Source organism: Paenibacillus vini, from assembly GCF_018403325.1.
Lineage (GTDB): Bacteria > Bacillota > Bacilli > Paenibacillales > Paenibacillaceae > Fontibacillus > Fontibacillus vini.
In genome coordinates, this window is the sequence record NZ_BOSL01000003.1 from 130,211 (window position 1) to 142,496 (window position 12,286).

The window sequence follows — 12,286 nt, forward strand, 5'->3', positions numbered from 1 at the left end:
AGATGGAAGGAGGAACGACTCATGCAATTTACGGATGATTTGGGGCAAATCCTGAGTATCACTTTAAATGACGACAAGACAGTAGCCTACTTGCAATTTATGGAAAAAGAAGAGGACTTCTCCTGTACTATGGATGCGCTCCATCAGTTTCTGAATTCCCAGGGCATTAAATATGGAATTCAGGAAGATATCGTGAAACGGTTTGCCATCAATCCGAGAGAATACTTCTTCAGCAAAACGCCGATTGCGATCGGCGTAGAACCTCAGCAAGGGGAAGATGGTTCAATTCGTTATGCGGTTCCTATGGATGATGTCAGATTTAAGCCTTTGGAAACCGATGACGGCAAAGTGGATTACAAAGAGGTTAGTCGTCTTAATAATGTCCGGAAAGGGCAGTTAATCGCCGAATTAGTTCCTCCGCTTCCCGGTCGGCCCGGAACGGCAGTAACCGGTGAAGCCATTCCTAATAAAGCGGGAAAAGACGCCAGATTCAAGGTCGGCAAAAATGTGGTGTTGAATCCCGAGCAAACCGCTATGTACGCGGCCATCGACGGGTTGGTTACCCAGACGGACAAAGGAAAGTTGAATGTGTTTCCTGTCTACGAGGTTAACGGTGATGTCGATTACAGTACGGGAAATATTGATTTTGTAGGTACCGTCGTCATCCGCGGCAATGTTCTGACCGGTTTCAAAGTCAGTGCGGCCGGGGATATTCGTGTTGTTGGCGGCGTAGAAGGGGCCGAATTGTATGCGGAAGGTTCCATCGAGATTACCGGCGGAATCATCGGTTATAACAAAGGCTTGGTCAAAGCCGGACAAAATATCAAGAGTTCTTTCATCCAGGACGGCAACGTGCTGGCGGGTGAAAATGTAGTAGTGACCCAAAGTATCATGCATTCCAATATCCGTGCAGGAAAAGACGTCATTTGCAGCGGAACCAAAGGCTTAATCGTAGGCGGCAGCATTCAAGCCGGCGAAAAAGTGACTGCACGAATTATCGGGAATCCGATGTCGACGACGACATCGATTGAGGTCGGCGTGCTGCCCGAGCTTCGCAATGAACTGATGGAACTACGTCAGCAAGTCAAAGAAATTATGGCAAACTTGGACAAGTCCGAAAAGGCCCTGACTCTGTTGGACCAACTCGCTTCTTTGGGCAAATTGACTCCGGATAAGGTAGAGATGCGCTCAAAACTGGGATTGACCAAAAAATTGCATATCCAGGAAATGAACGACCTGAAAGACCGGATGCTTAATATTGAAAAGGCTTTGGAAGATACCGGAAAAGCTCAGGTGGATGTCCTGAAAATGATATACGGCGGTTCAAAAATCGTTATTGGCCGGTATACCAAATACATTAAGGAACCGATTTCACGCATGTCCTTTTATTTCAGCGAAGGTGATATTACTATGTCGGCTTACGTATAGAACCTTATGTCGATTGAATGATGAGGTGATCGTATGGATTTGAAAGCTGTTGAATTGCAAATCGCCGTTCCCCGGACCCAGGAAGTTGGACGTATTCAGCAAGAAGCGCAGCAAAGACCTCAGATCGATCAAAGTTTATTATCCACGGCGAACATGAAGGAACGCGAGCTCGACCGTCACCGGAGTTCGAATGTTGACGAAAGCGCGCACAACAGGACAATAAAACGGGAGGACAGTTCTTCCTCGGGTAATCAACGCCAGGGCCAAGCTTCACCAGAAGAGAAACAGGCGGCACAGGAGAAGGAACAACAGCCGGCTGATCATCCGTATAAGGGGAAACATATCGACTTGTCCCTTTAGACTATTTATTTTAGAGGTTGTTCAAAAAGTCATCTTTCCACGACGAAGTAGATCATGAAGCGGATTCGACGTCGAATCTTGAATTCAGCCGGGCCTTCCGTTGCTCACGTACCCCATGAGCAAATGCTTACGAAGTCGTTTTCTACGAAAACGTTTAGCTCCGCGACTCAGTCCCTAACTTCATCCGACCTAAAGCGTTTTGCAAAAACGCACTTCGAAAGCATACGCTTCGGTCCTGAAAACCTGACTTTTTGAACACGCATTTTTACAGCAAGAGGTGAGGATTACATTGTCATTTGGAGATCCATGGTTTTATATTGTACTTTTGGGGGCGGCGGCGCTTGTCTATGCATTGCTTCTGCCGGGACGAAGTCCTGCTGCGAGCTCTAAGCCTGGAGTTTCGGACGGATTTGAAGCTACGCTGGAGCAGTATATGGCCGAGATCGAGAGAGAGAATGAGGAATTGATCGACCTTGTAGCTCAGATGAAGCAGGATTTCACTTCAAAACAGTTGGCCCATCAAGAGCAGATTGCCGAGCTGCGCCAGCGTTTGGCGGATGTGGAGTTTACATCCAGGTCTAATGCTTCCCGGCTGGAGCAATTGGAACAGGACGAGCAGGTTACGGCGGCTGTTCAGGGTAAGATTTCTTCGGATATTGACTCGACAACCTGGAAGCCTGAAGTTGCTGGTGCACCGTATAATGTTGCGGAAGGACTTCCCGGTGTCGCCGCTTCCCAGGTGTCCGGGCTCGCTGAATCTATCATTCCCGCAACCGCTCAACCGGAACCTTCCCAGCCGGACACGCTCGAGCCGGAGTTGACCGAGTCCGTTCGCGACCGGTACCCGGAGTTGTTTGATTTGTATGCAAAGGGGAAATCCGTGGATACGATCGCCAAAAGCACAGGTCTCCAACGCGGGGAAGTTCAGCTTATTCTTCAGCTTGCCAAGAGGGAGGAATCCCGATGATCCGCAATCGTCAATTTATGACAGGTCTTGGCATCGGTCTGATCGTAGGCGCGTTGCTGTTGCAGATTATGATGATCGGCCAGGGACCAAACGGTAAGCTGCAAACAAAGGAACAGATCGAGCAAGCGGCAGCCGCATTGAATTTGAAGGTTGTCTCGGCCGATCAGGAACTATTGACCGAGGAAGAGTGGCAGGAGAAGGCTGAGCAAGAGCAAGCAGGATTGGATGAAGGAATCGAATCGGAAGATCCCGTGGATCCTTCAAATCCCGATGCGCCGAACACACCGGGCGCCCCTGACGATCCTGATTTACCGGGGGGAAAAGGCGCTGTCTCCGTCCCTGAAACGACCTCTCCGGCATCTCCCAAAGAGCCTGACAAAGCCACGGTGACCTACAAGATCTCCCACGGCAGCACGCTGACCGGCGTGGCGGAGGGTTTGCTCAAGGCAGGCGTGATCAGCGACAAGGAAGCCTTCTTGCAGGCTGCGAAAGACAAGAAGATCAATTACAAAGTGCGTACCGGTACCTTTACCTTTGAACAAGGGGAAGATTTCGGCTCCATTATTTCGAAGATTTCAAGTACCGTAAAATAAAGAGAAAATATTGTAGTTTGGATACAGCGAGCTCCTGAATAGGGGCTTTTTTTGTTTCTTAATTGGAGATCTTCTCGCTTTTTGGCGTCCAAGCCGCAAACTTGGTTGCATCGTGTATTTACTTATGGTATATTAATTGACGGTGTTATAACGCACGCTGACCGATTTCATCAAGGGTGCTCTCATAATGAGAGTCTTGACGGAAGATGAGGCCGGCGGAGGAAGCATCAAAAAACCAAACTTAGGAGGTGCGTGAAGATGGCAGTAATCTCCATGAAACAACTGCTTGAAGCAGGCGTTCACTTCGGACACCAGACTCGTCGTTGGAACCCGAAAATGGATCGTTATATCTTCACTGAAAGAAACGGAATTTACATTATCGACCTGCAAAAAACGGTCAAGAAAGTTGAAGAAGCTTATAACTTCGTTAAAAGCGTAGCTGAAGAGAATGGCACCATTCTTTTCGTAGGCACGAAGAAACAAGCTCAAGACTCCGTGAAGGAAGAAGCAGAACGCGCTGGTCAATTCTACATTAACCAACGCTGGCTCGGCGGTACGCTGACCAACTTCCAAACGATTCAAAAGCGGATCGACCGTTTGAAGCAATTGGAATCTTGGGAAGAAGACGGTACTTTCGCTGTCTTGCCTAAGAAAGAAGTTATCATTCTTCGCAAAGAAAAAGATCGTCTCGAGAAATTCCTGGGCGGAATCAAGAATATGAAGGGCTTGCCAAGCGCTCTGTTCATCATCGATCCTCGCAAAGAACGCATCGCGGTTGCTGAAGCCCGCAAATTGGGTATCCCAATCGTAGGTATCGTTGATACCAACTGCGATCCGGACGAAATCGACTACGTGATTCCTGGTAACGATGACGCGATCCGCGCGGTTAAACTGCTCACCAGCAAAATGGCTGACGCTGTAATCGAAGCAAACCAAGGCGAGCAAACTACGGCTTAATATTGAAACAATACCGATAGAATTAAATTAAAAAGGGTGGTTGGTAGGTGTCAAACCTCTCACTACCCTTTTTTTAAGAGATATTTTAAAGTGAAAGTTATCCAATCTTATTGTGGAGGTAATATAAACATGGCTGTTGATGCTAAATCTGTAAAAGAACTGCGTGAAAAAACAGGTGCGGGTATGTTGGATTGCAAAAAAGCACTTGAAGAAGCAAACGGAGATTTGACGAAAGCGATTGAGATTCTTCGTGAAAAAGGTCTTTCCGCTGCAGCGAACAAAGCTGGACGTATCGCTACGGAAGGCGTTGTAGAATCCTACATCCATGCCGGCGGCCGGATCGGCGTACTGGTTGAAATCAACTGCGAAACTGACTTCGTTGCGAAGACAGATCAGTTCAAAGATTTCGCTCGTGACATCGCAATGCATATCGCGGCTATGAGCCCACGTTATGTACGTCGTGAAGAAGTTCCACAAGAAGAAGTGGAAAAAGAAAAGGAAATTTTGAAGGCTCAAGCGCTTAACGAAGGCAAGCCTGAGAAAATCGTTGAAAAAATGGTTGAAGGCCGTATCAGCAAGTACTACGAAGAGTTCTGCTTGCTTGAGCAATCCTTCGTCAAAGACCCTGACAAAACGATCTCCGCATTGGTTAATGAGAAGATCAGCGCTATCGGCGAGAACATCTCGATCCGTCGTTTCGTTCGTTATGAACTGGGCGAAGGTATGGAGAAAAAAGTGGATAACTTCGTTGAAGAAGTTATGGCTCAAGTTAGACAATAAGATTAACAAGTTAGAACCATCATATAATTGAATGTCTGAAAAGTTGGAACACGCCGTGTTCCTTCTTTTTTAACCTGACACCCGCATAGCTTATTTCAGTAGGGGGTCTATAGTGGAGGTATACAATTGAAACAGCCAGTTTTTAAACGTGTTGTCTTGAAGGTTAGCGGTGAATCGCTGGCCGGGCAAAATGGGTACGGTATCGATGCCGAGACGATTTCGTCGATCGCCCAGCAGGTGAAAGAAGTCGTTGAGCTCGGAGTTCAAGTCGCCATCGTATGCGGAGGCGGTAACATTTGGCGGGGCATTGCAGGCAGCGCCAAAGGGATTGACCGCGCAACTGCAGACTATATGGGGATGCTGGCCACGGTTATGAATTCGCTGGCTTTGCAGGACGCGCTCGAACAAATCGAGGTCCCTACACGGGTGCAAACCTCCATCGCAATGCAGCAAATCGCCGAGCCGTACATTCGCCGCCGGGCTATCCGTCATTTGGAAAAGGGCAGAGTCGTGATCTTTGCCGCCGGTACGGGAAATCCGTTCTTCTCTACCGATACGACCGCCGCGCTGCGCGCAGCGGAAATCGAAGCAGAAGTAATTTTGATGGCGAAGAACAAAGTAGACGGGGTTTATTCGGCGGATCCTTTTGTCGACCCGACTGCAGAGAAATACGAAATGCTTACTTACTTAGAAGTGCTTAACAAAAACCTGGGTGTTATGGATTCGACAGCATCGTCGCTGTGCATGGACAATAACATCCCGCTGATTGTATTTGCCATTACGGAACAAGGGAATATCAAACGTGTCGTTCTGGGCGAGAAGATCGGGACGATTGTCAAAGGGAGTGTAGATTAAATGCCGCAAAGTATCAAAACTCATGCCGAAGAACGCATGGATAAAGCGATCCAGGCACTTAAACGAGATCTTGCTACGCTTCGGGCCGGAAGAGCCACGCCTTCTCTGCTTGATCGGATTCAAGTGGATTACTACGGTTCACCGACTCCGGTAAATCAGCTTGCCAACATTAATACACCGGATACCCGCACCCTTATGATTCAGCCTTGGGACAAATCGTCCTTGGCCGATATCGAGCGGGCGATCCAAAAGTCCGACCTGGGCTTGACACCTGCCAACGACGGGACGTCGATCCGACTCTCCATTCCGGCTTTGACGGAAGAGCGTCGTTTGGAACTTGTGAAAATGACGAAGAAGTTCGGAGAAGAGGCGAAGGTAGCGATCCGCAACATTCGCCGCGATGCGAACGATGATATCAAAAAGTTGGAGAAAACCGACATCTCTGAAGACGAATCGCGCAGACATCAGGAAGATATCCAAAAAACGACCGATAAATTTATCGCGGAAGTGGATAAAGTGCTTGCTGCGAAAGAAAAAGAGATCATGGAAGTTTAAGAGACATATTGCGGCCCCTCCTTTTACGGTGGGGTTTTGTCTCTTTTTCATCACCGGCTGGAGGAAGAGCAATGAAAAATGTTTTTGGGTTCTGGCGAAAAAAAGGGAATGGCTCTGTGTCTGTATCTGTGCCTGACAGCGATAATATCCCTAAGCATGTCGCTATTATTATGGACGGCAACGGCCGTTGGGCGCGCAAGCTGGGCTTGCCGCGTATCGTCGGTCACCGGAACGGAATGAAGGCTGTTAAACGGGCAACGATTGCGGCGGATGAGCTTGGAATTTCCGTCTTGACGCTTTATGCCTTTTCGACAGAGAACTGGAAACGGCCAAAGGATGAGGTCGACTTTTTGATGTCGCTTCCCCAAGAATTTTTGGCACTGGAACTCGAGGAATTGATTCAGAAAAACGTTCAGGTCCGGATGATGGGACATACCGAGGAACTTCCGGAGCATACGATTTCCGCCATGGAAGAAGCCATTGAGCGGACCAAAAACAATACGGGACTTATTTTGAATTTTGCGCTCAACTATGGAAGCCACCGGGAAATCACGGAATGCGTTAAAGAACTTGCCCGCGATGTGAAAGATGGCAAAATCCAGCCCGAGGAAATTACTCAGGATATGATCGGTTCCGGCCTCTTGACCGGCGGATTGCCTGACCCTGATTTGCTCATTCGGACCGGCGGCGAGCTGCGGCTCAGTAATTTTATGTTATGGCAAACGGCATATAGCGAACTATGGTTTACGGATCTGTACTGGCCTGAATTCGGACGCGAGCAATTGTTTGCTGCGGTAACGGAGTATCAAAGACGAACTCGGCGGTATGGCGGATTATCCTAGCGGGATGGAAGGTGTAGACAGTTGAAACAACGGTTGATAACTGGAATTATAGCCGGAGGCGGATTCCTCGGGCTCTGTCTGGCAGGAGGGATTTGGTATCATGGGCTTGTCTTGGTCATGGCCTTGATCGGATTTTATGAATTCGTGCGTATGACGAAGACTCCGGCTTTTGGCGGCACCGCTGTGATCGGGTATTTGGGCGTACTATACGTCGTGTTTCCGTGGAAGCTGCTCGGACTGGACATGCCGCTGAACTTACTGTCGGTATTCTGGCTGCTGATGCTGCTGTTTCTTGTCGTTACCGTTGTTTCCAAAAACGGGATTCCGATCGGACAAGTTGCACTGCTGTTTCTTGGCATGGTTTACGTCGGCGTGGGCTTTGCTTATCTTGCTGATACGCGAAGTACTGCGGATGGGCATGGACTGTTTTGGACCTTCCTGATGCTTGCTTCGATCTGGAGCAGCGATGCCGGTGCTTATTTTGTGGGCCGGAGATTCGGCAAGAACAAGTTGTGGCCTGCAATCAGCCCTAATAAGACTGTGGAAGGCGCGATTGGAGGCATCATATGCGCGGTTATCGTCGCCGTTATTTTTGCATTGGCTTCCGGTGGCCTGCTCACGATTGGAAGAGCGCTTATTCTTGGCGTGTCGGCTGCTGTAGTGGGTCAGATGGGCGACTTAATCCAATCGGCTTACAAACGGGTGTACGGCATAAAGGATTCCGGTAATTTGCTGCCCGGTCATGGCGGTATTCTGGATCGCTGCGATAGTTGGATCGCCGTTTTTCCGTTTGTACATATATTATCTTTACTTCCGGTGTTCTGAAATTATTGAGGTGAGAGGTGCGCGTAATGAAAAAACTAGCAATCATCGGCTCGACCGGCTCCGTCGGTACCCAGACCCTCGATGTCATAACTCAGCATGCTGATCAGTTTGAGGTGGAAGGGCTGGCCGCAGGTTCCAATGCCGATCTCTTCGTGGAGCAGGTAAACAAGTTCCGTCCGAAAAAAGCTTCCGTCTCGACTAAAGAAATTGCGGACCGGGTCCGCCCCTTGATACCGTCGGGAGTGGAGTTGTATTACGGAGAAGAGGGACTAATCGAGGTAGCTGCCGGAACCGAAGCGGAAACGGTCGTTACTGCGATTGTAGGGAGCGCGGGGTTGCCGGCTACATTGGCTGCGATTTCCGAAGGCAAACATATTGGACTGGCTAACAAAGAAACGCTGGTGACTGCGGGTCATCTCGTAACCGGATTGGCCAAGAAAAAGGGAGTATCCCTGTTGCCCGTGGACAGCGAACATTCAGCGATTTTTCAATGTCTTAATGGTGAACGGATGGAAGATGTGGAGCGGATTACGCTCACGGCATCCGGAGGCTCCTTCCGGGATTTGAGCAGGGATCAGCTACAACATGTCACCGTTGAGGATGCTCTTAAGCATCCGAACTGGTCCATGGGTGCCAAAATAACGATCGATTCGGCCACGATGGTCAACAAAGGATTGGAAGTGATTGAGGCCCGCTGGTTGTTCGGGATGAGCTTCGAACAGATCGGCGTTCTACTGCACCCGGAAAGCATCGTCCACTCTTTCGTTGAGTATCGTGACGGGAGCGTGATCGCTCAGCTCGGTACGCCGGATATGCGTGTGCCGATCCAATACGCGCTTAGCTATCCGGAGCGTTGGACTTCAAGCACCAAACGGCTGTCCTTGGCCGAAGTGGGCAAGCTTCATTTTCGCGAAATGGATATGGTACGTTATCCTTGTTTAAGACTGGCCTTCGAATGTGGTAAAATAGGAGGAACGGCAACTAGCGTATACAATGCGGCTAATGAAGTCGCCGTAGCCCGGTTTTTGAACAGAGAGATCTCTTTTTTGCAAATTGAACATATTATCGAAAGTGTTCTGTCCAGACATGAGGTTCAGGCTGAACCGGATCTGGAAGCTATCAAAGAAGCCGACCGGTGGGCCCGCGAAACAGCGCGGTCTTTGTAAGTCCCGAGGAGTATTTTTTCTTTCGGAGCGGAAAAGTTCCATCCCGGTATTCTCTTGTACCTGATCGGAGAATAATGATAATCTAAAAGAACGTTGGACGATCCGTGGCCAAAAGGAGGATGCTTACGATTGGAATTGCTTAAAATTATATTTTTGACTGTTCTCATGTTCTTCGTGATAGTTACGGTGCATGAGTGGGGACATTATTTCTTTGCCAAGCGCGCCGGAATTCTCGTAAGGGAGTTTGCGATCGGCTTCGGTCCCAAACTGTTCTCTTACAAAAGGGATGAGACGCAATTTACCCTTCGGCTGCTGCCCTTCGGCGGGTATGCCCGGATGGCCGGGGAAGATCCGGAGCTAGTCCAGATTTCGAACGGGCAAACCGTAGCGTTAAGGCTGGATGGCGAAGAAGTCCGAAAAATATATCTGGATCGTCTCGATAGCCGGAAAAATGTAATCCGCGGCGAAGTGAGCGATGTAGATCTGGAAGACCGGCTCATCGTCAAGCTGGATGTCGACGGAGAAGAGTTAAACTATCGCGTGCATCCGCAAGCGATGCTGGTGGCGAAGGGCAAAGAAACCCAAATCGCACCGAAGGACCGCCAATATGGCAGCAAAACGGTGGGCCAGCGTGCCCTGTCTATTTTTGCAGGCCCGCTGATGAACTTTATTCTCGCCTTCGTGCTCTTCGCGCTCCATACGCAGATGGCCGGTATTCCGCTTGCGGAGCCTAGTCATTTGCAAATCGGCGAAGTAATGAAAGGCATGCCGGCTCAAGAGGCCGGCGTTCAACAGGGTGATATTATCGAATCGGTGAACGGAAAGCCGGTCGGTACCGATGCGAACGGTTTGATCGACATGATCAAAGCATCCAAGGACAAGCCGATGGAATGGACGGTTAAACGGGGAGATCAGACCCTGGCGATCACGCTGACCCCACGTTCAGTGGATAAGGAAGAAGGCGGCAAGGTCGGAAGCACAATCGTTACTTATTTCCCTACGCGGAGCGCTTCGTTTGGAGAAACGTTCACCGTGGCAGGCAAAGATATGGTTTACACGACCAAAGCGATATTTCTCGGCTTTCAGCAGCTGATCAATAAATTCTCGATGGATGATTTAGGCGGTCCGGTGCGCACTTTTGAAGTTACCGGGCAAATCGCGAAGCAAGGAATTTCACAGTTGACTTACTGGGCGGCTATTCTCAGTCTGTATCTGGGGATATTCAATTTGCTACCGATTCCTGCGCTGGATGGAAGCCGGCTTGTGTTCCTGGGGGTTGAAGCCTTGCGGGGCAAACCGGTGGATCCGAACCGCGAGGGGCTTGTGCATTTTATCGGGTTTGCGATGCTGTTCTTGCTGATGATTGCGGTCACTTATAATGATATTTTGCGATTGATAGGCTAATTACGGGAGGACTAGGGTTTAATGGCTAACGAGGAGAAACAATTTGTTACGGAAATTACTCCGCAAGGAGAAGATTTTTCACGCTGGTATATTGATGTAATCAAGAAGGCGGATTTGATGGACTATTCGCCTGTACGCGGATGCATCGTTTTCAAACCGGACGGGTATGAAATTTGGGAACATATCCAGGCGGAGCTGGATCGCCGTTTTAAAGAAACGGGCCACCGCAATGCCTACTTCCCGTTGTTTATTCCCGAGAGCTTTTTCCAGAAGGAAAAAGAACATGTCGAGGGCTTCAACCCGGAGCTTCCTTGGGTAACCGAAGCGGCTGGCGAAAAGCTGGAGGAACGTTTGGCGATCCGTCCGACTTCGGAAACCATGATTGGGCATATGTATGAGAAATGGATTCAGTCTTATCGCGATTTGCCGGTATTGATCAACCAATGGGCCAACGTGGTTCGTTGGGAGAAACGGACATTGCCGTTCCTGCGCACGAGCGAATTCCTGTGGCAGGAAGGTCATACCGCGCATGAGGACGAAAAGGATGCCCGCGAAGAAACGATGCGGATGCTGGAAATTTATCGCGATTTCGTAGAGAACTATTTAGCGATTCCGGTAATTGTTGGCCAGAAGACGCCTTCGGAGAAATTCGCCGGCGCAGTGGATACGTATTCGATCGAAGCGATGATGAAAGACGGTCGTGCCGTTCAAGCGGGAACTTCGCATTATCTCGGTACGAACTTTGCGACCGCATTCGATATCCAATATTTAAACCGCGACAATGTCCGCGAGTATGTGCATACGACATCTTGGGGTGTCAGCACCCGGTTGATCGGCTCGCTGATCATGGTTCATGGCGATGACCGCGGCCTGGCTTTGCCGCCTAAAGTGGCACCGAAGCAGGTCATGATCATTCCGATCGGCCCTCCTAAAACCCGGGATGCCGTTGTAGGCCGGGCAGACGAACTGTTTGCCGAATTGAAAAAATCCGGCGTTCGCGTCGGGATTGACGACCGTGCGGATGTCCGTCCGGGCTGGAAGTTCAATGAATACGAAATGCGCGGCGTTCCGGTTCGTCTGGAAATCGGACCACGCGATATGGAGAACGGGGTTTGCGTGCTTGTATCCCGAATCAGCGGAGAGAAAAAGGTAATATCCCAGGAGAACCTGGTGGAAGAAGTGAAATCCATGCTGGATCAGGTGCATCAGGAAATGTTTGAACGCGCCAAAGCGTTCCGGGAGGAACACTTCTATTCCGTAGATACATTGGATGAAATGAAAGCAAGCATCGAAGAAAAGCGCGGCTTTACACTCGCCGGCTGGTGTGGCTCCGAAGCGTGCGAGCGTCATGTGAAGGAAGAAACGGGCGCTACAAGCCGGAACATTCCGTTTGATCCGGAGGTTACCAAAACGACTTGTCTGGTGTGTGGGGAAGAAGCGCGGCACACGGTTGTTTTTGCCAGAGCCTATTAGTCGACAAACCTTTATTTTAGAAGGCTTCCGGCAGGAAACTGCCGACAGGTTCGATTCCTGTCGGACCCCCGCGCCGGGAGC

The 12,286-nt window shown here is 49.6% G+C and carries 13 protein-coding genes; all 13 read left to right on the forward strand.

Annotated elements, in window-relative coordinates; all coding sequences use genetic code 11:
* Nucleotides 1–21 precede the first annotated feature (21 nt).
* The 13 genes from KJS57_RS06385 (at nt 22) to proS (ending at nt 12,205) form a co-directional block, all read left to right on the forward strand.
* Nucleotides 22–1,428, forward strand: coding sequence for a flagellar assembly protein A (locus KJS57_RS06385; protein WP_213654144.1), 1,407 nt, complete (start codon nt 22–24; stop codon nt 1,426–1,428).
* A gap of 33 nt (nt 1,429–1,461) precedes the next feature.
* A complete protein-coding gene (locus KJS57_RS06390) occupies nt 1,462–1,788 on the forward strand; it encodes a hypothetical protein (RefSeq protein WP_211021378.1) in 327 nt (108 codons plus the stop codon).
* Between the two features lie 289 nt (nt 1,789–2,077).
* On the forward strand, nt 2,078–2,755 hold the full coding sequence (locus KJS57_RS06395; protein ID WP_213654145.1) for a hypothetical protein: 678 nt from the start codon (nt 2,078–2,080) through the stop codon (nt 2,753–2,755).
* Nucleotides 2,752–3,348: a hypothetical protein gene (locus KJS57_RS06400; RefSeq protein WP_213654146.1), complete on the forward strand. Its 597-nt coding sequence runs from the start codon at nt 2,752–2,754 to the stop codon at nt 3,346–3,348. The genes KJS57_RS06395 and KJS57_RS06400 overlap by 4 nt, the downstream gene beginning before the upstream one ends.
* A 258-nt stretch (nt 3,349–3,606) precedes the next feature.
* Nucleotides 3,607–4,305, forward strand: coding sequence for a 30S ribosomal protein S2 (gene rpsB / locus KJS57_RS06405; RefSeq protein WP_211021381.1), 699 nt, complete (start codon nt 3,607–3,609; stop codon nt 4,303–4,305).
* Nucleotides 4,306–4,434: 129 nt separating this feature from the next.
* The gene (gene tsf / locus KJS57_RS06410; RefSeq protein ID WP_211021382.1) at nt 4,435–5,085 is read left to right on the forward strand and encodes a translation elongation factor Ts; all 651 of its coding nucleotides are present in this window, start codon (nt 4,435–4,437) and stop codon (nt 5,083–5,085) included.
* 126 nt (nt 5,086–5,211) lie between these two features.
* Entirely contained in the window at nt 5,212–5,940 is a 729-nt protein-coding gene (pyrH, locus tag KJS57_RS06415; RefSeq protein WP_213654147.1) for a UMP kinase, read from the forward strand.
* On the forward strand, nt 5,941–6,495 hold the full coding sequence (frr, locus tag KJS57_RS06420) for a ribosome recycling factor (protein WP_211021384.1): 555 nt from the start codon (nt 5,941–5,943) through the stop codon (nt 6,493–6,495).
* A 71-nt stretch (nt 6,496–6,566) separates the two neighbouring features.
* Complete coding sequence (gene uppS / locus KJS57_RS06425; protein WP_211021385.1) at nt 6,567–7,337, forward strand: undecaprenyl pyrophosphate synthase; 771 nt, start codon at nt 6,567–6,569, stop codon at nt 7,335–7,337.
* Between the two features lie 21 nt (nt 7,338–7,358).
* A complete protein-coding gene (locus KJS57_RS06430; protein WP_211021386.1) occupies nt 7,359–8,162 on the forward strand; it encodes a phosphatidate cytidylyltransferase in 804 nt (267 codons plus the stop codon).
* A 26-nt stretch (nt 8,163–8,188) separates the two neighbouring features.
* Nucleotides 8,189–9,328 carry a 1-deoxy-D-xylulose-5-phosphate reductoisomerase gene (locus KJS57_RS06435; protein WP_213654148.1) on the forward strand — a complete coding sequence of 380 codons (1,140 nt, stop codon included), beginning with the start codon at nt 8,189–8,191 and terminating at the stop codon, nt 9,326–9,328.
* Between the two features lie 129 nt (nt 9,329–9,457).
* Nucleotides 9,458–10,732 (forward strand): RIP metalloprotease RseP, encoded by a 1,275-nt coding sequence (rseP, locus tag KJS57_RS06440; RefSeq protein WP_213654149.1) that lies wholly within the window; start codon nt 9,458–9,460, stop codon nt 10,730–10,732.
* Between the two features lie 21 nt (nt 10,733–10,753).
* Nucleotides 10,754–12,205, forward strand: coding sequence for a proline--tRNA ligase (proS, locus tag KJS57_RS06445; protein WP_211021389.1), 1,452 nt, complete (start codon nt 10,754–10,756; stop codon nt 12,203–12,205).
* Nucleotides 12,206–12,286: the final 81 nt, after the last annotated feature.